The 22,693-nt window shown below is 34.2% G+C and carries 25 protein-coding genes; 17 read left to right on the top strand and 8 right to left on the bottom strand.

Annotated features, from left to right (window positions below; translation table 11 throughout):
* Positions 1-208 precede the first annotated feature (208 nt).
* The 3 genes from ACW0JX_RS18140 to ACW0JX_RS18130 all read left to right on the top strand — a co-directional run bounded on the left by ACW0JX_RS18140 (position 209) and on the right by ACW0JX_RS18130 (position 2,377).
* Positions 209-1,024 carry an alpha/beta fold hydrolase gene (locus ACW0JX_RS18140; protein ID WP_069356107.1) on the top strand — a complete coding sequence of 272 codons (816 nt, stop codon included), beginning with the start codon at positions 209-211 and terminating at the stop codon, positions 1,022-1,024.
* Between the two features lie 138 nt (positions 1,025-1,162).
* On the top strand, positions 1,163-1,738 hold the full coding sequence (locus ACW0JX_RS18135; protein WP_053563780.1) for a histidine phosphatase family protein: 576 nt from the start codon (positions 1,163-1,165) through the stop codon (positions 1,736-1,738).
* Between the two features lie 321 nt (positions 1,739-2,059).
* Positions 2,060-2,377: a hypothetical protein gene (locus tag ACW0JX_RS18130; protein ID WP_000809495.1), complete on the top strand. Its 318-nt coding sequence runs from the start codon at positions 2,060-2,062 to the stop codon at positions 2,375-2,377.
* A gap of 92 nt (positions 2,378-2,469) precedes the next feature.
* Here ACW0JX_RS18130 and ACW0JX_RS18125 read toward each other — a convergent pair whose 3' ends face one another.
* Complete coding sequence (locus ACW0JX_RS18125) at positions 2,470-3,108, bottom strand: YczE/YyaS/YitT family protein (protein WP_001241256.1); 639 nt, start codon at positions 3,106-3,108, stop codon at positions 2,470-2,472.
* Positions 3,109-3,304: 196 nt separating this feature from the next.
* On the opposite strand from ACW0JX_RS18125, the gene pepT reads away from it, so the two are divergent.
* The gene (pepT, locus tag ACW0JX_RS18120; protein ID WP_459244988.1) at positions 3,305-4,537 is read left to right on the top strand and encodes a peptidase T; all 1,233 of its coding nucleotides are present in this window, start codon (positions 3,305-3,307) and stop codon (positions 4,535-4,537) included.
* Positions 4,538-4,575: 38 nt separating this feature from the next.
* On the opposite strand, the gene ACW0JX_RS18115 is transcribed toward pepT, so the two are convergent.
* From ACW0JX_RS18115 to ACW0JX_RS18105, 3 genes are read right to left on the bottom strand one after another with little or no spacing between them, the layout of a single operon-like run.
* Positions 4,576-5,487 carry a DNA glycosylase gene (locus ACW0JX_RS18115; protein WP_089171642.1) on the bottom strand — a complete coding sequence of 304 codons (912 nt, stop codon included), beginning with the start codon at positions 5,485-5,487 and terminating at the stop codon, positions 4,576-4,578.
* On the bottom strand, positions 5,484-6,014 hold the full coding sequence (locus ACW0JX_RS18110; protein ID WP_001089840.1) for a methylated-DNA--[protein]-cysteine S-methyltransferase: 531 nt from the start codon (positions 6,012-6,014) through the stop codon (positions 5,484-5,486). Before ACW0JX_RS18110 ends, ACW0JX_RS18115 begins: the two co-directional genes overlap by 4 nt.
* Positions 5,995-6,591 (bottom strand): bifunctional transcriptional activator/DNA repair enzyme AdaA, encoded by a 597-nt coding sequence (locus ACW0JX_RS18105; RefSeq protein WP_423117213.1) that lies wholly within the window; start codon positions 6,589-6,591, stop codon positions 5,995-5,997. Before ACW0JX_RS18105 ends, ACW0JX_RS18110 begins: the two co-directional genes overlap by 20 nt.
* Positions 6,592-6,745: 154 nt before the next feature.
* Here ACW0JX_RS18105 and ACW0JX_RS18100 point away from each other — a divergent pair, with 154 nt between their 5' ends.
* From ACW0JX_RS18100 to ACW0JX_RS18075, 6 genes are all read left to right on the top strand, one after another.
* Positions 6,746-7,504: an exodeoxyribonuclease III gene (locus tag ACW0JX_RS18100; RefSeq protein WP_000767622.1), complete on the top strand. Its 759-nt coding sequence runs from the start codon at positions 6,746-6,748 to the stop codon at positions 7,502-7,504.
* A 300-nt stretch (positions 7,505-7,804) separates the two neighbouring features.
* Entirely contained in the window at positions 7,805-8,770 is a 966-nt protein-coding gene (locus tag ACW0JX_RS18095; protein WP_001035498.1) for an iron-hydroxamate ABC transporter substrate-binding protein, read from the top strand.
* Between the two features lie 27 nt (positions 8,771-8,797).
* On the top strand, positions 8,798-9,805 hold the full coding sequence (locus ACW0JX_RS18090; protein WP_001173064.1) for a FecCD family ABC transporter permease: 1,008 nt from the start codon (positions 8,798-8,800) through the stop codon (positions 9,803-9,805).
* Positions 9,798-10,820, top strand: coding sequence for a FecCD family ABC transporter permease (locus ACW0JX_RS18085; RefSeq protein WP_459244987.1), 1,023 nt, complete (start codon positions 9,798-9,800; stop codon positions 10,818-10,820). The genes ACW0JX_RS18090 and ACW0JX_RS18085 overlap by 8 nt, the downstream gene beginning before the upstream one ends.
* Positions 10,821-10,834: 14 nt before the next feature.
* Complete coding sequence (locus tag ACW0JX_RS18080) at positions 10,835-11,656, top strand: ABC transporter ATP-binding protein (protein WP_098127416.1); 822 nt, start codon at positions 10,835-10,837, stop codon at positions 11,654-11,656.
* A 15-nt stretch (positions 11,657-11,671) separates the two neighbouring features.
* A complete protein-coding gene (locus ACW0JX_RS18075) occupies positions 11,672-12,490 on the top strand; it encodes an alpha/beta hydrolase (RefSeq protein WP_053563785.1) in 819 nt (272 codons plus the stop codon).
* A gap of 33 nt (positions 12,491-12,523) precedes the next feature.
* Here the strand turns inward: ACW0JX_RS18075 and ACW0JX_RS18070 are convergent, their stop codons facing one another.
* On the bottom strand, positions 12,524-13,213 hold the full coding sequence (locus tag ACW0JX_RS18070) for a class I SAM-dependent methyltransferase (RefSeq protein WP_459244986.1): 690 nt from the start codon (positions 13,211-13,213) through the stop codon (positions 12,524-12,526).
* 88 nt (positions 13,214-13,301) lie between these two features.
* On the opposite strand from ACW0JX_RS18070, the gene ACW0JX_RS18065 reads away from it, so the two are divergent.
* From ACW0JX_RS18065 to ACW0JX_RS18040, 6 genes are all read left to right on the top strand, one after another.
* A complete protein-coding gene (locus ACW0JX_RS18065) occupies positions 13,302-14,372 on the top strand; it encodes a helix-turn-helix transcriptional regulator (RefSeq protein ID WP_098138529.1) in 1,071 nt (356 codons plus the stop codon).
* A gap of 307 nt (positions 14,373-14,679) precedes the next feature.
* Positions 14,680-14,907 carry a hypothetical protein gene (locus tag ACW0JX_RS18060; RefSeq protein WP_000849103.1) on the top strand — a complete coding sequence of 76 codons (228 nt, stop codon included), beginning with the start codon at positions 14,680-14,682 and terminating at the stop codon, positions 14,905-14,907.
* A gap of 333 nt (positions 14,908-15,240) precedes the next feature.
* Positions 15,241-15,543, top strand: a complete 303-nt coding sequence (locus ACW0JX_RS18055) for a metal-sensing transcriptional repressor (RefSeq protein ID WP_000349637.1) — start codon at positions 15,241-15,243, stop codon at positions 15,541-15,543.
* A 203-nt stretch (positions 15,544-15,746) separates the two neighbouring features.
* The gene (gene copZ, locus ACW0JX_RS18050; RefSeq protein WP_000436973.1) at positions 15,747-15,953 is read left to right on the top strand and encodes a copper chaperone CopZ; all 207 of its coding nucleotides are present in this window, start codon (positions 15,747-15,749) and stop codon (positions 15,951-15,953) included.
* A gap of 95 nt (positions 15,954-16,048) precedes the next feature.
* Positions 16,049-18,469 (top strand): heavy metal translocating P-type ATPase, encoded by a 2,421-nt coding sequence (locus tag ACW0JX_RS18045; protein ID WP_459244985.1) that lies wholly within the window; start codon positions 16,049-16,051, stop codon positions 18,467-18,469.
* Between the two features lie 168 nt (positions 18,470-18,637).
* On the top strand, positions 18,638-19,117 hold the full coding sequence (locus ACW0JX_RS18040; RefSeq protein ID WP_069356102.1) for a GNAT family N-acetyltransferase: 480 nt from the start codon (positions 18,638-18,640) through the stop codon (positions 19,115-19,117).
* 19 nt (positions 19,118-19,136) lie between these two features.
* On the opposite strand, the gene ACW0JX_RS18035 is transcribed toward ACW0JX_RS18040, so the two are convergent.
* Positions 19,137-19,409, bottom strand: a complete 273-nt coding sequence (locus ACW0JX_RS18035; protein ID WP_001043904.1) for an HU family DNA-binding protein — start codon at positions 19,407-19,409, stop codon at positions 19,137-19,139.
* Positions 19,410-19,549: 140 nt separating this feature from the next.
* Positions 19,550-20,365, bottom strand: coding sequence for a formate/nitrite transporter family protein (locus tag ACW0JX_RS18030; RefSeq protein WP_089171637.1), 816 nt, complete (start codon positions 20,363-20,365; stop codon positions 19,550-19,552).
* A 192-nt stretch (positions 20,366-20,557) separates the two neighbouring features.
* Here ACW0JX_RS18030 and ACW0JX_RS18025 point away from each other — a divergent pair, with 192 nt between their 5' ends.
* Positions 20,558-21,451, top strand: a complete 894-nt coding sequence (locus tag ACW0JX_RS18025) for a metallophosphoesterase (RefSeq protein ID WP_098127413.1) — start codon at positions 20,558-20,560, stop codon at positions 21,449-21,451.
* A 136-nt stretch (positions 21,452-21,587) separates the two neighbouring features.
* On the opposite strand, the gene ACW0JX_RS18020 is transcribed toward ACW0JX_RS18025, so the two are convergent.
* Positions 21,588-22,670 carry a chitinase gene (locus ACW0JX_RS18020; RefSeq protein WP_053563792.1) on the bottom strand — a complete coding sequence of 361 codons (1,083 nt, stop codon included), beginning with the start codon at positions 22,668-22,670 and terminating at the stop codon, positions 21,588-21,590.
* Positions 22,671-22,693: the final 23 nt, after the last annotated feature.

Genomic DNA, 22,693 nt, shown 5'->3' with positions numbered 1-22,693 from the left:
TAGAAATTGTATATTTAGTCATCCTTTGAATTGTAAAGTTTTTTTAGTGATTTGTAAGTGGAGATGCAAAATTGCATATAAAATGATGGGGATTTTTATTTTTAGTCTGAAAATTAATATTTGTAGAAATGTTAGGAAAAGATATAAAATAAGAACGTGTATTCTTACAGAGTGGAATAGTATTGCCACTAAATAGGGAGGTTTTTTTATGATATATCGAATTAAAGATGCAGAAATATACTATGAAATTGTGGGGGAGGGTAAACCGGTCATTATCATACATGGCTGCGCTCCTGACCATAGGTTAATGATGAAATGTATGGAATCAGTATTTCAGAAATATGAAGGTTATAAGCGAATATATATTGATTTACCTGGAATGGGAAAATCGAATGCTCCAAATTGGATAAATAGTTCAGATCGTATAGTAGATGTGCTTATCACATTTATTGAGGAAATCATTTGTACTGAAAAATTTTTATTGGTAGGAGAATCATATGGAGGCTATTTAGCCAAAGGTATACTTGCAAAGATGTTTGAGAGAGTTAGCGGATTACTATTAGTATGTCCTGTTGTTGTAGCGGAGCCAGAAAAAAGGATTCTTCCAGATAAACAGATAATTGTACAAGATGAGGAATTTTTAAATACGCTCACTTCCACAGAAAGAGAGGAGTTTTGTGAGTTAGCTGTAATAGCAAATGAATATACATATACGCGATTTAAAGAAGAAATTAAGCCTGGGTTAGATGTTGCTAATTATGAATTTATTGAAAGGTTGCAAAAGAATTACTCTCTTACTATGGATTTTCAGCATGAAAAATATGGGAATCCCGTTCTTTTACTGACTGGAAGACAAGATATATCAGTAGGTTATCAAAATATTATAGAAATTATTGAAGAATATCCAAGGGCAACATTAGCAGTGTTAGATATGGCAGGGCATAATTTACAAATTGAGCAGCCTGAATTATTTGAGAGTTTAGTAGGAGAATGGATTAGACGAACAAATCAGCACAGTTTATAAAGTATTTTAGTATTACCCCTAAGTGTTGAAATGGGATAAATGAACGTGATTTATTAACTTATCTCGCTATTTGCCGGGCAGCCCGATTAGTGAGGGCTGATTAAAGTTTCACTTTATAAAAAATTTTAAGGAGAAATTATGAGCACATATATTTATATGGTTAGACATGGTGAATCACCAAAACTAGAAGGAAATGAAAGAATGCGTGGATTAACTGAGAGGGGACATATGGATGCCCGTGGAGTAACTGACATATTAAAAGCGGAGAGGATTGATACTTTTATTTCCAGTCCTTATAATCGGGCTATGCTAACGATAGAGGAGTCAGCTAATTTCCATGAAAAAGAAATAGTAGTATATGAAAATCTTAAAGAGTGTATGTTTTCAAGTGAGGATCAGGTTATATCAGACAAAGAGGTGTATCCACTTGTACAGAAGATGTTCTCTAATCCGGACTTTGCACGAACGGAAGGAGAGTCATATGCAGATTGCCAGAGAAGAGTAGTGAAAGTATTAAAAGAAATCTTAATGGATTTTCGAGGATGCAAAATTGTAATTGGTACACATGGGCTTGTCATGACATTAATGATGAACTATTTTGATAAACAATATGGTTTTGAATTTTTAATGAATACGTCAAAACCGGATATATATAAGATGGAGTTTAAAGAAGAACAATTAATGAATGTAAAGAGATTATGGAAAGCGGAATAAAATTAGTTGCATGGATTTTGTTGTAAAAGTTACTTTTATAGCAAAGTCTTTTTTTGAATAGAAAGCATCTTTATCAACTATTTTTAGAATGTTAAATCAATAAGTAATTATTCAGTATTTGAATAAATTATTAGGGAATTGGTTTAGGGAAACAATTTTAAATGTGTCAAAACTCCAAACGTTGGATTTATATTCAATAGGAGAAAAAGATGTAGAATTTTGTCTTACAGTCCCCGTTTACTTTTCATTTCATTACATATAGGCTTTGTGGTGTAAGGGAGGACATTACCTTTACGCAAAATCTATAAGGAGGTCATTGTAATGAAACAGATTAAAAAGTTTGCGGGAGTTGCTTTAGCGGGGACGATTGGATTAAGTGGACTACTGTTTTTAGAACCAAGTGTAAGCGTTGCGGAAGCACAGCAAGTGAAAGTAGAAAATTTCAATACAATTGATGTAACGATGAATCTAAATGAATTGTATGTATTAAGTGGCAGAAGCATTGATATTCTTTCTGGAGATAAAGAAGCAATTCAGTTAAATAAATACACAATTAGTTTTAATAAACCTGGGAAGTATGTGATTAAAGTAAATGGCTGTATTTATGATGATGTATATACTTTTATTGTAAATGAGTAGTATATATTCTTAAATTGCGAGATAAAAACAGAAACACCCTATTTGCGATGAGAGTCGTAAATAGGGTGGATTTATTTGTATTAAGCTGTACTTTAAATATGTTCGCTAATTTTCTTTTTGCCATGTAAAGTATGTAAAAGTGTTTGAAACATCTTAAATGATTGCTGAAAGATTGGACTTTGAATAAAGGTGTACAGAAAAGTTACGATGAAAACAGGACCTCCTAGCATAAATCCAATAACTAGTACAATACATTCTACTATGATTCTAGCACGGCTAATAGAAAGTCCTGTTTTGTCTGAAATAGTAAGCATGAATCCATCACGGGGTCCAGCGCCAATCCCAGCCGCAACGTACATACCTCCCCCGATACCTGTAATGGCAATACCAGAAAATAAAATGAGTAAGTTTATCCATAAATAATTACTAGCGTCTGGAAGCATGTTTGATTGTAAGAAAAAGTCCATAATGGGACCGATAAGTAGTGCATTCAAAAATGTCCCCACATTTATATATTTTCGATCTACTAGTAAAGATATTAGAACGAGACATAACCCACATATGACACTCCACGTACCGATGGTCCATCCAAACTTTTGGTAGAGAGCCATATTTAAAACTTCCCAAGGGTGCAAGCCGAGAAATTTAACTTTGACTGCAAGAGCGTTTCCAAGGCCAAAGAAAATTAATCCTAAGAAAAAAAGAAAATAGCGAAAGAGAGTTAGCCTCATCTTTACAACCTCCCATATTTTATAATTATGTATGTTACCTGTTACAGTTTTAATGTACAAATATTATGTCTTTTTATCATTCGTTTAAAAGTGTTAACAATGTAAATGAAATATACATCTTCACAGTCAAAAAAGTTAAAATATTTCGTTTTAAGGATTATAATGGAGGGAGAAACATAAAAGGGAGTGAATGAACTTGAAACAAGAACTTATTGAAAGATTTACGAGATATGTAAAAATTGATACGCAATCAAATGAAGAAAGTCATACAGTACCAACAACACCAGGACAAATTGAGTTTGGTAAGTTATTAGTGGAAGAGCTAAAAGAGATTGGGTTAACAGAAGTAACGATGGATGATAATGGCTATGTAATGGCAACACTTCCAGCTAATACGGACAAGGATGTTCCTGTAATCGGATTTTTAGCCCATTTAGATACGGCAACAGACTTTACAGGGAAAAACGTCAAACCAAAAATTCATGAAAATTTTGATGGTAATGCAATTACGTTAAATGAAGAGCTAAATGTTGTGTTAACACCAGAGCAGTTCCCGGAATTACCATCATATAAAGGACATACCATTATTACAACTGATGGTACAACACTTCTAGGAGCAGATGATAAAGCTGGTCTTACAGAAATTATGGTTGCAATGAACCATTTAATACATAATCCGCAAATTAAGCACGGGAAAATAAGAGTAGCATTTACACCGGATGAAGAAATTGGTCGTGGGCCAGCGCATTTTGATGTAGAAGCGTTTGGTGCATCATTCGCTTATACGATGGATGGAGGTCCATTAGGTGGTTTAGAGTATGAAAGTTTTAATGCTGCAGGTGCTAAGTTAACGTTTAACGGAACGAATACACATCCTGGAACAGCGAAAAATAAAATGCGCAATGCAACTAAACTGGCTATGGAGTTTAACGGGCATTTACCAGTAGAAGAGGCACCAGAGTATACTGAAGGATACGAAGGGTTCTATCATTTACTCTCTTTAAATGGTGATGTTGAGCAAAGTAAAGCGTATTATATTGTTCGAGACTTTGATCGTGAAAATTTTGAAACACGTAAAAATACCATTGAAAATATTGTGAAACAAATGCAAGAGAAGTATGAGAAAGATGCAGTCGTTTTAGAAATGAATGATCAATACTATAACATGCTTGAAAAAATTGAACCGGTAAGAGAAATTGTTGATATTGCATATGAAGCAATGAAAAGTTTAGACATTGAACCAAATATTCATCCGATTCGCGGAGGCACAGATGGATCACAATTATCATATATGGGATTACCGACGCCGAATATTTTCACTGGTGGTGAAAACTATCACGGTAAATTTGAGTATGTTTCGGTAGATACTATGGAAAAAGCCGTTCAAGTTATTGTGGAAATTGCAAGACGTTTTGAGGAGCAAGCGTAAAAAAGAACCAAGTAGTACAAATGTGCTACTTGGTTCTTTTAATATAGTACTCGCCATAAATAAAAAGTCGCATAAGACTCCCAATTAGCCCAGTTTGCCGCGAAATCTTTTATTTCATTTTTATTCGGTTTATTTTCGGAACCTGTTATAAATTTAATTGCATTATGGAGACCGACATCATCAATTGGAAAAGCTGAAGGAAATCTTAAACAACGCATTAAAACATAGTTGGCAGTCCAGGGGCCTATACCATGGATGGCGGTTAATTGTTTCTCAGCAACCTTTACATCTTGTGTTTGCAGTAAATCCTCTTTTGATAGTTTTCTCTCTGTAATAAGCTTCGCAATACCGATTAAATATTCACATTTTCTAGTCGTCATTTTTAATTGTTGGAGATCTTCTACATGTAGATTTGCAATTGTTTCAGGTGATGGGAATATCCAATGTTTTCTACCGTCCCATTCTACATAACTTCCAAATTGCTCAACTAATCTCCTTTTTAGCGTATAAGCATATGTTAGGTTAATTTGTTGACCGATAATTCCCCAGGAAAGTGCCTCAAATAAGTCTGGAATGCCTAAAGTACGAAGGCCATAATATTGTTCAATTGGTCCTTGAAGGAGTAAATCATGTTTAGCTAATGTATAAAATGGGGCTAAATCAGTAGTTAAATCAAACCATTCTTTTACATAGTTAACCACAGCTTCACGTATCGATTTTTCAGATGTATATGGTTCTTCTAAACAACGTATTTGAATATTTCCATCTGTATTCACACTAATTTCAACTAAAGGATTTACATCTTGAACAGGGATAACTTTATAAATTTTGTTATCTTCAATATGGAACATACATTCATTGTTAGAACGTGATAGATAACGTAAATTTTCTTGGAAACAAAATTCTTTTGGAACTGCTATAGATAATGCGCTATTATATTCTGTTGTCATATGAATTCCACCTGCAACTTTTCTAATGTAAGCAATTTTTTCTTCATTTCTAATCCGCCCCTAAATCCGGTTAGTTTCCCATTCTTCCCAATAACGCGGTGACAAGGAATGGTAATAAGAAGAGGGTTAGCAGCAATAGCAGAAGCAACGGCGCGCACAGCTTTAGGTTTTTGAATTCTTTCAGCAATTTCTGTATAAGAATATGTCTTTCCATAAGGAATTTCACGTACCGTATTCCAAACAGATAATTGGAAATTAGTTCCATAAGCATCGATAGGAAATGTGAAAGTTTCTCGCTTGTTTTCTAAATACTCGATAACTTCTTGCGTATATATTTGCAAGTAATCTGGACTATGGGTCAATATATGTTGGGGCAGTTTTTTTCTAGCCCATATATTTAATTCTTCAAAGTTTTCGTCTTGTGATCCAATGAAACATAGTCCATTTTCAGTTGCAGCAATATGAAATCGCCAATTTTTATGTGTAAGTAGCGTCCAATATATATAATTATTTTTGTAGGAATTCATTATCGTATCCCTCTTTCATTTCGTTCTTTTTTCGATATTCAGTAGGAGTAAATCCGGTTTTCTTTTTAAATAAAGTTGCGAAATACTCTGGGTTTTCTATCCCGACAGCAGTACTAATTTCTTTAATAGATTGATTTGTGTGTAAAAGGTATTCGGTTGCTTTAAGAACCCTGAATTGTTGTATATATTCTATAGGAGTTATCCCTATTATTCTTTTGAAAGTACGCTGTAAATGAAAAGGGCTACCGTGACACATTTCCGCAAGCATGTCGAGAGTTAAGGGTTCGTCATAATGCTTTTCGATATAGTCTTTAATTTGTTCTATCCACTCTTCATTAGGTAAAGTGATCCCGTTTGGCTTACAACGTTTGCACGGGCGAAAGTTTTCACTTAATGCTTGTTCTGCATGATGAAAAATTCGTACATTGTTTCTATTCGGTATTCTTGATTTGCATGATGGCCTGCAAAAGATTCCAGTTGATTTCACAGCATAAAAGAATTTGCTATCATAGGAAGAATCATTATGAATAATTGCTTGCCAATACTCATTTGTTAATATAACTCCTTCATTGTGCAAAGAACATCACCTCAGAAATTAGTATAACCTGAATAAAGTCCGTATGTATGTATTCATAAATGTAAGAGCAAGATTACAAAGGTGAAAATATGATTGTTTTTCTATTTTGTGATAGCATGAAATTTGGAAATAAACATCAAGAGGAGGGCTAAAAGTGAAGTTAATTTCATGGAATGTAAATGGTTTGCGAGCAGTTATCGCGAAAGGTGGATTTTTGGAATATCTTGAGGAATCAAGTGCTGATATATTTTGTCTACAAGAGATTAAATTACAAGAAGGGCAAATTGATTTAAATCTAGAGGGATATTATACATACTGGAACTATGCTGTGAAAAAAGGATATTCAGGAACAGCTATTTTTTCGAAAAAAGAACCGCTTTCAGTTACATATGGTTTAGGCATTGAAGAGCATGACCAAGAAGGGCGACTTATTACTTTAGAATTCGAAGATTTTTACATGATAACGTTATATACACCAAATTCAAAACGTGGATTAGAACGATTAGATTACAGAATGAAATGGGAAGATGATTTCAGGTCCTATATCAAACGATTAGATGAGAAAAAACCAGTAATTTTTTGTGGAGACTTAAATGTTGCTCATAAAGAAATCGATTTAAAAAATCCAAAAAGTAATCGTAAAAACCCTGGATTCTCTGATGAGGAACGAGAGAAATTCACATGTATTTTAGAAGAAGGATTTGTTGATACGTATCGTTATCTTTATCCTAATCAAGAAGGTGCATATTCGTGGTGGTCGTATCGTATGGGCGCGAGAGCGAAAAATATCGGATGGCGTTTAGATTATTTTGTTGTTTCGGAAAGAATGAAAGACCAAATAACAGAAGCGAAAATTAATAGTGAAGTAATGGGATCTGACCATTGTCCAGTTGAATTACATATAAATTTCTAAAAAAAGAAGTATCCATCTAACATTAGGCGGATACTTCTTTTTTAATTCAGTTTGTTAAAATTTTTCAAATCTTTCTTGAAATAATTGCATATTAAATATATACTTAGTAACGATAATCATTATCAATGAAAAATATTATCAATGGATGAGGTATAAAAGAATTATAGCTTAGGGGAAGTGAACGAGAATGAGTTCTGGATAGAATTATTAATCTAATGAAATATATATGTAAGACAAGTTTCATATAGTTAAATTTTATTGAGAATATAGTTTGGAAAATTCGAGAGGAGATATATAAAGATGAATAAGAAGTTATTTACATTAGGGATGGTTACAGTTTTAAGTGTAGGTTTAGCGGCATGTAATAGTGCGGATAAAACTTCAGGCGAGCAAAAACAACAGACAAAAGCTACGGAAACGAAAAAAGATGAAAAACGTAAAATTACATATTTAGGTAAAGAATATACAGTGCCAGCAAAAGTAGATAAAATTGCGACAGCTAGTTTAGAGTCAATGGAAGATGCGGCAGTACTTGGAATTAAACCAGTTGGTGCCATTACTGTTGGTGGTAAATTACCGAAGTATCTTGAGAAAGATTTAGAAGGTGCGAAATCTGTTGGTGAGAAAATGGAACCAAATTTCGAAACATTACTTCAATTAAAACCAGACGTTATTACATCAAGTACGAAATTCCCAGCAGAAACAGCTGAAAAGTTTACGAAAGTAGCTCCTACATTCCCGGTATCACACGTTTCAACAAATTGGGAAGATAACTTAAAGTTAATGGGAGAATTAACTGGTAAAAAAGATAAAGCAGAAAAAATTATTAAAGACTACAATTCGGACGCTGAAAAAGCAAAAGCAAAACTAGGAGATAAGTTAAAAGATAAAAAAGTACTTGTCATTAGACTAAGAGCAAATGACTTATTCCTATACCCAGAAGGAGTATACTTTAACCCTGTAATTTATAAAGATCTTGGACTAACTGCTCCAGAACAACTTAAAACGGTAAAAGCACAAGAAAAAATTTCTTTAGAAAAATTAGCTGAAGTTAATCCTGATTATATCTTCTTGCAATACGAAGCAAGTGAAAATAATAAACCGAAAGTGCTAGAAGATATTGAAAATAATCCAATTTGGCAAAGTATGAACGCTGCGAAAGAAAAGAAAGTATTTGTAAATGTTGTAGACCCAATGGCACAAGGTGGTACAGCTTGGAGTAAAACAGCATTCTTAAAAGAAGCAGTGAAAAATTTATCTAAATAATACAATAAGTAAGGTGCGTTGAATGATATGCAGAAAACAAATGCAGTACCAGTAACTATATTATGTATAGCACCCATACTCATCTTATTTACAGTTATACTTTCGATTTTGTATGGGGCAAAAAGTATTGACGCTGAAACAGTGTGGAACGCATTATTTCATTTTGATTCAAGCGATGTAAATCATAATATTATTATTACTTCACGTTTACCAAGGGTAGTTGCAGCTCTTTTAGTCGGAGCATTTCTAGCCATATCAGGAGCACTTATGCAGGGGATGACAAGAAACTATCTTGCATCCCCTTCTATTATGGGTGTGACGGATGGCGCTGCCTTTGTTATTACACTTAGCATGATTTTTCTTCCGGGAATGTCATCAATTGGTATGGTTTTATGTTCAATGATTGGTTCTGCACTAGGAGCCGGTATCGTGTTTGGTTTTGGCTCGCTCCTTCAAAATGGCTTATCACCAGTTAGGTTAGCGATTATAGGAACAGTTATTGGAACATTTTTAAGTAGTGTATCGGCTGCAATGGCTTCGTATTTCCAAATTTCTCAAAATGTTAGTTTTTGGTTTAATGCAAAGTTAGATCAAGTAGATCCTAATATCATTAAAATCACGATACCGTTTGGGATAATTGGAATAATTTTAGCACTGTTAATATCAAAATCTATTACCATTCTTTCATTAGGCGAAGAGGTTTCTATTAATTTAGGGCAACGTACAAAACTAGTTAAAGCGATGGCAATTTTATCGGTAATTTTCTTAACAGGAACAGCAGTTGCTTTAGTGGGGAAAGTTGGTTTTGTAGGTTTAATTATTCCGCACATTACCCGCTTTATAATTGGGGTAGATTATAAGTGGATTTTGCCATGTGCAGGTGTTATTGGTGGCGTTTTCTTAGCGTTATGTGACGTTTTGAGTAGATTTGTAAACTATCCATTTGAAACACCTATTGGAGTCGTTACCTCTTTAATTGGAATTCCTTTCTTCCTTTATTTAATCCGTACTAGAGGAGGAGAGCGACATGCCTAAAGGTTCAAGTCAACGTTTCGGAATGACGATGGGGATTATTATATTTTTAATACTATGTGCTATTTATATTAGTTTAACAAATGGTACGTTCGATATTACGATTACAGATGTATTTAAAACACTGTTTAGAATTGATCCAGTACCAGAACATGATTTAGTTATTTTTGAGTTTCGCCTTCCGCGCATCGTAATTGCTGGATTAGTAGGATTAGGCCTTGGTGTTGCGGGTGCCGTTATTCAAGGGATTACGAGAAATGGGTTGGCGGACCCAGGTATTTTAGCCGTAAATGCCGGAGCAGGAACAGCGATTGTCATTTTTATGTTTTTCTTTCAAGGGCAATTAAAAAGCACAGACTGGGTTTCTATTATGATGATGCCAATGTTTGGTTTAGTAGGCGGATTAGGTGCAGCTATCATCATTTATCTGTTTTCTTGGAAAAACGGTAAATTAGATTCGCAGCGACTTTTATTAACAGGGATTGCAATTGGATCAGGATTTGGAGCCTTTTCTATGTACTTATCACTCAAAATGAAGTCAACTGATTTTGAAATGGCCGCAGTGTGGGTGTCTGGAAGCATATATAGTGCGAACTGGAAGTATATTGTGGCTATGTTACCATGGCTTATTATCTTAATTCCGCTTATACAAAAGAAAGCTTATTTATTAGATTTATTTCAATTGGAAGAAACGAGTATTACAAGTTTAGGTGTTTCAGTAGAAAGAGAGAAATCGATTTTACTATTAAGTAGTATCGGGCTTGTGAGCGCATGTGTTGCTGTTTCAGGGAGTATCGGTTTTATTGGCTTAATGGCACCGCATATAGCGAAAAGGCTTGTCGGTATTCAACATAAGTATATAATTCCTACGTGCGGCGTAATCGGAATGTTTCTTGTAATTGCTTCAGACTTTATTGCGAAAACAGTTTTTACACCTGTAGAGCTACCAGTTGGAATCGTTATTTCTATTGTCGGTGTACCGTATTTCTTATATTTACTTTATAAGGCGAAAGCGTAAGAGGAGGAATAAAAGTGAGTATTTTAAGTGCAAAAAATTTAGAAACAAGTTATGAAAAGCTTACAGTGTTTCGCGATTTAAATGTGGAAATACAAGAAGGAAAAGTAACGACAATTATAGGTCCAAACGGTTGCGGTAAATCGACATTGTTAAAAACAATGGGAAGAATTTTAAAACAAAAAAGCGGTAAAGTATATTTGCAAGGACAGGATTTACATACAATTCCAACGAAAGAAATTGCGAAGCAGTTAGCTTTACTCCCGCAAACTCCAATTGCACCAGGTGAGCTTAAAGTGGAAGAATTAATTTCTTATGGACGCTATCCACATCGAAATAACGTAAATAAGTTAACAACAAAAGATAAAGAAATGATTGATTGGGCATTAGATATAACGAAAACTTCTGAATTTCGAACGAGACAAATTGCAAATTTATCAGGTGGTCAAAGACAAAAGGTATGGCTAGCGATGGCATTAGCACAAGAGACAGAAGTGTTGCTATTAGATGAGCCAACTACATACCTTGATATGTCTCATCAATTAGATGTATTACAAATTGTGGAGAAGTTAAATAAAGAACATAATTGTACGGTTGTTATGGTATTACATGATATTAACCATGCAGCAAGGTTTTCAGATGAAATTATTGCAATGAAGGAAGGAGAAATTGTTACAACTGGTAGCCCAGAAGAAATCATTACAAATGAAGTGTTAAAAGAAGTATTTCATATTGATGCACGTGTCATGATTGATCCGTATAGCGGGGCTCCTGTTTGTTTCGGTTATGATAGCGTTGTATCTCAAGAAGAAAAAATCGAAATATATGTAACAAGTTAAAAAGGGGGGGATAGGGTGAATACTACAGTTGAAAAACAGCAGATTATAACATCTAATACAGAGCAGTGGAAAATGTATTCAAAATTAGAAGGTAAGGAATATCAAATTCATATTTCAAAGCCGAGGCAACCAGCACCGGATTCAGGATATCCTGTCATTTACGTATTAGATGGCAATGCCTTTTTTCAAACATTTCATGAAGCAGTTAAAATACAATCAGTAAGAGCGGAAAAAACCGGTGTTTCACCAGCTATTATAGTAGGAGTGGGTTATCCAATTGAAGGCGCATTTTCAGGGGAAGAAAGGTGCTATGATTTTACGCCTAGCGTAATTTCAAAAGATGCCCCTTTAAAACCAGACGGTAAACCGTGGCCTAAAACAGGAGGAGCACATAATTTCTTTACTTTTATTGAAGAAGAACTGAAACCACAAATTGAAAAGAATTTTGAGATTGATAAAAGTAAGCAAACGTTATTTGGGCATTCTTTAGGTGGCCTATTCGCTTTGCATATACTATTTACAAACTTGAATGCTTTTCAAAATTATTTTATTAGTAGTCCATCTATATGGTGGAATAATAAATCCGTTCTTGAAAAAGAAGAGAACCTTATAATTGAATTAAACAATGCTAAGTTTGAAACAGGAGTGTTCCTTACAGTTGGATCACTTGAACGAGAGCATATGGTTGTAGGTGCAAATGAATTATCAGAGCGCCTTCTCCAAGTAAACCACGATAAACTTAAATTTAAGTTTTATGAAGCTGAAGGGGAGAATCATGCATCTGTTGTGCCGACGTCTTTAAGTAAAGGATTGAGGTTTATTAGTTACGTATAGGAAAAAAGGTAAGCAATTGCTTACCTTTTTTCCTTATTGTTTAAAGGCAATGTATCCATCAATTAAAAAACTAGTGAAAAAGCGAGTCATTTGAGTAAAGTCACATTCCTTCATGATATTTAATAAATTAGCTTCGGAAATAGGGAATATTTCTGTTTCAAAAGAATTTTCAAATCGGTCCCAATCTTCTAATGGAATTTGATTTTGCATCATATGGTTGCGCCAAGCATGTAATTGTGTAGAAAACATACTCGTATGGGGCACACCATTTATTGAAGAGAGAAAGAATGGCGCACCAGGCTTTAGGCGACTACTGATGTCATTAATAAGTTCTTTTTTCTCCTTATTAGTTGGAATGAAGTGCAGGACAAGCATACAGGTGGCAGCGTCAAATAACTGATTTGGTAATAATGTGTGGATAGTTCCATGTACAAGATGAACATGATTTTGTATGCCTTCGTTGTTAATTCTTTTTTTAGCTAACTGTAGCATGCTTTCAGATGGATCGACACCTGTAAAATATAAATTACTATTTTGTTTGCCTATTGAGAGAATTTCTTGTCCGCCACCAGCACCTATAACTAGCAAATTGGGATTGATATTTTCTTTAGGGAGTGTAGTAAACAAGAAATGATTCATCATTTCATATAAGTGGTAGTAGCCTGGGATTTTACATGGAATTCTTTGTTCATATGAATTTACGGTAGTATCATTCCAATTCATTTTAAACCTCCTAAGTATGTGTTTTATAGGTTTATTATGAAATGAAATTATGAAGGGGAACAATCCCGTAAATCTGGGGGGGAAGAGGATGCATGAAAAAACAATGAAAGAAATTACAATGGTGGCGAATCATATAAGTTCTATAAGGTCATTTCAAGATTCATTTCTCCACTTGATACGTAAAGTCATTGAATTTGACGCCGCTTGTTTTACAACTATAGACCCGATTTCTTTTTTATCTACTGGGGCATTTACCGATGAGAGTGTTGAAAAGATTCATCCACAATTGTTTATGAATGAATTTTTAGAAGATGATTTTAATAAATTTAAATGTTTAACAGAACACTCTCCTCATGTTGCTTCTCTAAGTATGGCGACAAATGGTGAACAAAAGAAAAGTTCGAGATACCGAAATATTTTAAAACCAGCAAATTTTGGAGATGAATTAAGGGGCGTTTGTATGAGTAAGGGAAAATGTTATGGCCATCTTAGTTTATTTCGAGGAAGTACAAGTCCCGCGTTTCATATCGATGATTGTAAGTACTTAGCAACGATAGTCCCAATTGCTGGAGAGGCTTTAAAGAAGGCAGTTCCTATACCTTTTTCAGAAGAGAAGGTGATAGGCACAGGCACGATTATAGTAAGTGAGGAATTTAATGTATTATATTGGAATCAAGATGGCAGCGAGTGGCTTTCAAATCTTAGAAAGTATGAACAGTTAAATATAAAAGAAATACCAAGACCAATACGTGCAGTTTGTTCAAAAGTAAAGGCTAACGAGTATAATGTAGGGTGTATGAATAGAGAAGAAAAAGTTTGTCTACCTTTAGCCTATGGCCATTTTTTAATCATTCGGGCTAGTAAGTTAGAACATACAAGTAGTTTTCAAGATGGTTATATTGTTCTATTCGAAAGAGCAAGACCGGAAGAGATTTTTCCACTTATTATGGAAACTTATAGTTTTACAATGCGTGAGAAGCAAGTAATACGTAAAATTCTTACAGGTATGTCGACAAAGGAATTAGCCCAAGAATTTTGTATATCTATATACACGGTACAAGATCATTTAAAATCCATTTTTGAAAAGACTGGGGTAAGTAGCAGAAATGAACTTGTGTGGGAAGTATTTTCGAAGTTTTGCTTTGATGCCACTGAATGAAAATAAAACAAGTCTACAAAGATCACATGAAGTATGGTGGATGAGTTGTAGAATTGAGCTTAAAAAGGTTATGGATGAGACATTCCATAACCTTTTTTAATATGTAGAATTGTCCTTTTCGAAAGTTTTGTTTCAACTTTTCGTCTAAAGAGACAAAAAGTTGTCACAAAACGGTCACAATTAGCATAAACATAAAATAGACGAAATGAACTTATTTCCAAAAAGGCTTGGTTTATTTCAATCATGATTTGTAGAGCTGAAAAAGTATGGATTAAAAGTTCACTATATTCCCAAGGAGGTAGATCGTATGAAAACTATTCTTGCTATCGCTGGACTTATTTGGGTTCTATCGCATGGCATCCCAATTTATGAAGGAGAACAAATTCGCAGTGCTCTGAATAAAAATTTTAATGAATATCATATCATTGATCGGCAAGATAATGTTGTGACAGTTCGAGTGAATGATTGTTTTCATACGGTAACCGTTGAAGGAACTTCAGTAGTGAATGATACAAAAGTATGTGATCAGCAATAATTATATATAGAAAGAAAAATTCTAGGGTTAAATATCTGAAAATTAAAATTAAAATTAAAACATTATAGACGAAGAATAAGCGGGGGCGGGTAATCCCCGCTTATTCTTGTTTCACTTTATTGAATTTTGATGAGAGATATAATGATTTTTTGACAAAAAGGAAAGGGTATACTGAAAATTGAGATTAAGAAGCTAATGAGTTGTTAAGAATAATCATAAAGTGAAAATATACTCTTATGGGGTATCATGCGTAGATATTTAATGCTATAATTGGTATACTCATAAAAAACAATTATTTTATTGGATGAAGAGAAACTTTAAGAAGGTGATAATATGGATCATAAAGAGCATGAAGCAGTAACACATAGATCAGAAAAAGAAAAAGAACAGATTATAAATAGATTAAAGAGAATTGAAGGACAGGTCCGCGGTATTCAAAACATGATTGAAAATGATCGTTATTGCGTAGATATTTTAGTGCAAATTTCAGCGATTAATGCAGCGATGAAAAAAGTAGGAATGGGCGTTCTCAAAAATCATACGAGTCATTGTGTTTCAGGAGCTATTAAAAATGGAAATGGTGACGAAGCAATTGAAGAATTAATGACAGTATTTGAACGTTTTTCAAAAGCGTAAAAACAAGCTAGTATTTAACTGGCTTGTTTTTTTGTTTACCCTCATATTGGATTTGGGTGTATTGTAGTGAAAAAGTGTGTGTAAAATAAACTTTTAGAAAATAATTGAAAAATCATGATACAAAACCATTGATTACCTTAGGGGGGTATGGTAAGATGTAATTGTGATTAACAAACAATGAATAAACAAGAGGAGGATTTTAAATGGAACAGTTAACATTACAAGTTGAAGGTATGTCTTGTGGACATTGTGTAAATGCTATCGAAAGCAGCGTGAAAGAGCTAAACGGTGTTGAACAAGTGAAGGTTCAATTAGCAGAAGGAACTGTTGAAGTTACTATCGACTCGTCTGCTGTAACATTAAAAGATATCGTTGCTGTAATCGAAGATCAAGGATACGATGTTCAATAATTATTTTTAGATATGGAAATAAATCGTACTTTAAATGAAGTACGATTTATTTTGCTAATAATTATACCTCATAAGGGTATATAGAGGTGAGAGACATGAATGAAAAAAAAGAGGCCAATCTTCAAATATCAGGAATGACATGTGCGGCATGTGCAAATAGAATTGAAAAAGGTCTAAAAAAAGTAGAAGGTGTTCATGAGGCAAATGTAAATTTTGCGCTTGAAAAAACAAAAATAATGTACGATCCAACTAAAATAAATCCGCAACAATTTAAAGAAAAAGTTGAATCATTAGGATATGGAATTGTAAGTGATAAAGCTGAATTTACTGTTTCAGGAATGACATGTGCAGCATGTGCAAATAGAGTTGAAAAGCGTTTAAATAAGTTAGATGGTGTGAACAAGGCGACAGTAAATTTTGCTTTAGAATCAGCCACAGTAGACTTTAACCCTGATGAAGTTAATGTAAATGAAATGAAGAGCGCGATTACGAAGCTAGGATATAAATTAGAAGTGAAACCAGATGATCAAGATGCATCAACTGATCATCGATTACAAGAAATTGAAAGACAAAAGAAGAAGTTTATTATTTCGTTTATTTTATCTTTCCCATTATTATGGGCAATGGTTAGTCATTTCTCATTTACGTCATTTATTTATTTACCAGATATGTTAATGAACCCTTGGGTGCAACTAGCACTTGCAACTCCTGTTCAATTTATCATTGGTGGACAGTTTTATGTTGGGGCTTATAAAGCGTTACGCAATAAAAGTGCTAATATGGATGTTCTCGTGGCACTTGGAACGTCGGCCGCGTATTTCTATAGTGTATATTTAAGTATTCAATCTATTGGTTCTTCGGAACATATGACAGATTTATATTTTGAAACGAGTGCGGTACTTATTACATTAATTATTTTAGGTAAATTATTTGAAGCGAAAGCAAAAGGGCGCTCATCAGAAGCAATTAAAAAATTGATGGGTTTACAAGCGAAGACAGCTACAGTTGTGCGAGATGGAACAGAAATAAAAATTTTGATTGAAGAAGTAGTAGCTGGTGATATCGTCTATGTAAAGCCTGGTGAAAAAATACCAGTAGATGGTGAGATTGTAGAAGGAAAATCAGCGATTGATGAATCGATGTTAACGGGTGAAAGTATTCCTGTTGATAAGTCAATTGGGGATGTAGTAATAGGTTCGACAATAAATAAAAATGGTTTTTTAAAAGTGAAAGCAACTAAAGTAGGCAGAGATACTGCATTAGCTCAAATCATTAAAGTAGTAGAAGAGGCACAAGGCTCAAAAGCTCCTATTCAAAGGGTAGCGGATCAAATTTCAGGTATTTTTGTACCGGTTGTAGTTGTGATTGCGATTATCACATTTGCAGTATGGATGATATTTATTACACCTGGTGATTTTGGCGGAGCACTTGAGAAAATGATAGCAGTACTTGTTATCGCTTGTCCATGTGCATTAGGTCTTGCAACGCCTACATCTATTATGGCAGGATCAGGAAGATCGGCTGAGTATGGTATTTTATTTAAAGGTGGAGAGCATTTAGAAGCAACGCACCGATTAGATACAGTTATTCTAGATAAAACAGGTACTGTGACAAACGGAAAGCCTGTGTTAACAGATATAATTGTAGCAGATGGATTCCATGAAGAAGAAATACTACGTTTAGTAGGTGCGGCAGAAAAAAATTCTGAACACCCACTTGCAGAAGCGATTGTGGAAGGAATTAGAGAAAAGAAAATTGATATTCCAAGTTCAGAAACGTTTGAAGCGATTCCTGGATTTGGTATCGAATCAGTCGTAGAAGGAAAACAATTATTAATTGGCACACGTCGATTAATGAAGAAATTCAATATTGATATTGAAGAAGTTTCAAAATCAATGGAAGAGCTAGAACGAGAAGGAAAAACAGCAATGCTTATTGCAATCGATAAAGAATATGCTGGTATAGTTGCCGTTGCAGATACTGTGAAAGATACTTCAAAAGCAGCTATCGCAAGACTGAAAAAAATGGGTCTAGACGTTGTGATGATTACAGGGGATAATACACAAACTGCTCAGGCAATTGCAAAGCAAGTTGGTATTGATCACGTAATTGCAGAAGTATTGCCAGAAGGAAAAGCAGAAGAAGTGAAAAAACTGCAAGCAAATGGTAAGAAAGTAGCGATGGTTGGAGACGGGATAAATGATGCTCCTGCTCTTGCTACAGCGAACATTGGTATGGCAATTGGAACGGGAACGGATGTAGCGATGGAAGCAGCGGATATAACGTTAATCCGCGGTGATTTAAATAGTATTGCTGATGCGATCTTTATGAGTAAAATGACGATAAGAAATATTAAACAAAATTTATTTTGGGCATTAGCTTATAACGCGTTAGGAATTCCAATTGCGGCATTAGGTTTCTTAGCCCCTTGGGTTGCTGGAGCAGCGATGGCATTTAGTTCTGTATCCGTTGTATTAAATGCATTACGATTACAAAGAGTTAAATTAAAATCTTAAAAAGCTACATTAAGTAATTGAATAGAATTAAAAAACAATTAAAAAACAATACTTTGAATAAGTATTGTTTTTTTGTTCGTATAGAAATTAAAACGATATAATAAAGAAGAATTATTGAATCGTATGTAGTAGAAAAGTTAAGAGGTAGTTTGGTAAGGAGACTTATATATGTTAAAAGATATTATAATTAGAACATTTCAGAAAGAAGATTTAAAGCAAGTATTACAATTGTTCTATGAAACAGTTCATACGGTTAATGCAAAAGATTATAATGAGTTACAGCTACAGGCATGGGCACCAGATCGACTAGATAGAGAAAGCTGGTTAAAGTCTTTAGAAAAGAATATTAGTTATGTAGCGGATCATAACGGTGTGATAGTCGGATTTGGAGATTATAATGAGGATCATTACGTAGATCGTTTATTTACACATAAATATTATCAAGGGAAAAGGATAGCCTCATCGATATTACAGAAGTTAGAAAAAGAAGCAGTGAACCTAGGGCATAGGGAAATCTATACAGAAGCGAGTATTACAGCAAAACCTTTCTTTGAAAGTAAAGGTTTTATTTGCATAAAGGAACAAAAGAAACAGCATAATGGTCAGATTTTTATTAATTATGTTATGAAAAAAATATCCTTCTCATAAATGAGAAGGATATTTTTCATTATTTTACAGCTTCTTTTAGTTCTTTACCAGCTTTGAAAGCAGGTACTTTAGAAGCTGCGATTTGCATTTCTTCACCAGTTTGTGGGTTACGGCCTGTACGAGCAGCTCTTTCACGAACTTCGAATGTACCGAATCCGATAAGTTGTACTTTTTCACCAGCAGCTAAAGTGTTAGTGATTGATTCTACTACAGTTTGTACAACTACAGTAGCTTCTTTTTGAGAAATCTCAGCATTTTGTGCTACGTTTTTAATTAATTCTGTTTTGTTCATGTTTTTCACCTCATATGTAAATAATGCTATTTAAGTTGTTATTATAACGTATAAAACATTCGAGAACAAGTGTACGTACATATATTCGCAAAAAAAATGAAATTTGTAATATTTTTTAGGGCACTTTATAGACATTCCATTTAAGCGGACAGAGATTTGTTCTTCATTTCAGTCTTCTCTTGATAAGAAGGTAGTTTCTTATTATAAGATATGAAGTAAGGTAGTGCTACAAATAACATACCTCCTACTAAATTTCCAAAGAAAACAAAAATAAAGTTTGGAAAATATTCAGCCCAAGTGAAATGACCGGCAAAAATCGCGGCTGGGATGACAAACATATTGGCTACAACGTGTTGAAATCCAATCGCAACAAAAGTCATAACCGGGAACCAAATACCGATAATCTTTCCGATAAATTCTTTACTTCCCATACTGAGCCAAACAGCTAAACAAACGAGCCAATTACATCCGATTGCAGAAATAAATGCTTGCAATGGTGTATCTTGTAGTTTCGCTTGAGCGATAGAAATAGTTTTCGCTAAAAAAGCTCCTTCAGTTAAGCCAACGATATGACCGAAAAAGTAGGCTACAAATACAGCCCCTATGAAATTGCTACATGTAACAATAACTAAATTTCGTATGAAATAAAATAAAGTAATTTTCTTTTGGAGCCAGGCCATAGAAACTGTCATCATGTTACCGGTTACTAGTTCACCGCCTGCAAGAATAACGAGAATAAGACCAATAGGGAATACAGCAGCGCCTAGAAAACTAGTAAATGATCCCCAATATTTTGGCATTGTTCCAATAACATGAATATCGAGTAAATACCCTAATGCGATAAAAGCACCGCCAAAAAAACCGAGAATTAGCATAGGGAGTAATGATAAATGAGCTTTTTTCCTTCCGGAATTCGCAGCAAGTTCCGTAATTTCTTCTGGTGTAAATACAGACATGAATAATCCCTCCGTAATAAAATGATGGAATGAATAGAAAAAATTCAAAAATCTACGTATTATAAAAACATGTTATGACTTCTGTATAAAATTGTCAAAGTGAATAGGGAGGGAATTACATATTAAGAACATTGTTCATGTTGTCACATTAATGTAACAATAAGGATTTAAAGTGTTTCTAGAGGTGAAAACATGAATACGAATCATGTAAAAAAAGAACGAAAAAAATCAATCATAAAGATATTTATTATTAGTTTTATAAGTATATTAATGATACCAGTAAGTTTGTATTATTATGCGACAGAAATAGAACGAAAACTAGTAACAGTTACGTGGAATGAAATAGAAGCTTCTACAATTCCTAAAGAGTTTAATAATAAAAAAGTATTACAGTTTTCGGATGTACATTTAGGGCCAGAGTTTACATTGAAGCAACTTGAACACTTGGTGGAGAAGATGAATGAATTACATCCAGATATAGTAGTTTTTACTGGAGATTTAATAGATAAATTTGGGTCTTATAGTGGGGAAAGAGAAGAAGCAAAGGCTATTTTGCAGAAAATTTACGCGCCCTTAGGGAAATATGCTGTGTTTGGGAATCATGATAGGGGCGGGGGAGGTAGTTTATTTTACAAAAAATATATGGAGGAAGCTGGTTTTTCTGTATTAGTAAATGAAGTGCAGAAAATTAAAGTGGAAAACGGCAAATATATTACAATATCAGGTTTGGATGATTTTCTATTAGGGAAGCCACAAATAGATTCAACTTTAAAAAACTTGAAACAAAATGATTTCAACATGTTATTAGTACATGAGCCGGATGTTGTAACCAAAATAAATCGTTACCCAGTTGATTTTCAACTATCAGGACATAGTCACGGAGGGCAAGTACAAATTCCTTTTGTAGGTCCATTAATTACTACCAAACTAGCTGAGAGCTATGTTGAAGGTATGTATGAAGTAGAGGGGAAGAGTAAGCAGTTATATTTATATGTAAATCGTGGCATTGGGACTACTAGGATGCCTGTTAGATTTTGGAGTGTACCTGAACTTTCAGTTTTTGTGTTGAAGCAAAATAGTAACTAGAATATTTAACAATATGATTCCAAGGAACGTGCGATGTAGGTCGATGGAAAACAGTTTCTTAAAACTTTAGATGTGACAAAGTAATTTTCATAAATAAAAAACAACAATAGGACCTATAACCTATTGTTGTTTTTTATTATTTTTGCAAGGGAAGAGTATCAAAATATGTTCTGTAATTGTTAGAGAATTCAAAGTTGTTTTTTGCATCCCAATTAATAGACCAAGACATTAGGCCGCGGAATGCAGGATAGCCACTCTGGTTAGAAAGTTTATACTTTCCTCCGAACGGAACTCCTTTAATGATATAATTTAAAGCTTTTTTCATTTCAGTTGGCGAAATGTATCCACCACTTGGAGCGGCCGCTGGTGCTGCTGGAAGCCCAATCATAACTTGATCTGAGCGAAGAGCTGGGAAAATGTTATTTGGATTACCACCTACAGGAAAACCATGTAAGAGCATATCTGCCATAGCGACTTCGTAGTCTGCAGTACCTTGATTGTAGTTATTACCGTCCATTCCAACCCCGCTGCCAGCGTTGTAGTGTTGAACGTGAATGTATGTTAGTTTATCTTTCACTCCGTAAATAATTGGTAAATATGCACCCCAGATACTTCCGTATGCGCTATAACCGCCTTGAACATAAGCTGTTTCAGGAGCCATGCTTAATAGAAAATCTGGACCATAATGATCTGAGATTGTTCGAATAGCTGATATAAGATTTACGATTTGGGGAGTAGTTGGGTTTTTGAAATTAATGTCATTTCCGTTTAAGTAAATACCTGATTCAAGGTCAATATCTATTCCATCAAAACCGTATTTATCGATTAGAGATTGTATGGAATTAATAAAACGTTGCTTAGCGGCATTGTCAGGAAGTAAAACGACTCCATTTTGTCCTCCTATTGAAAGAACTACTTTCTTTCCTTTACTTTTTAAATAAGAAATATCTGATTTGAAGTCTGCATCTGTACCATACACAGGAGAAAATTCAACAGTGGAACGATCACCACCAGTTTCACCAAAAGATACATTGATTACATCCCATTTTGGTGAAACGTCTTTTAATTTAATAATGCCAGTACCGTTATCAAAGTTATGCCAGTATCCAACGAGTAATTTTGAACCTAAATTGTTTGCTGCTTGTGTTTGGAAAGGGGATAGCGGTAGTAGTAAGAACAGTACTAAAATACAACAAAAAAATTTGAACTTGTTTAACATATCAACACTCCTATACAAAAAGT

The organism is Bacillus sp. C-3-6, from assembly GCF_054509685.1.
The sequence above is the reverse complement of the archived record's forward strand: the minus strand, read 5'-3'. Positions and strand labels throughout refer to the sequence as shown.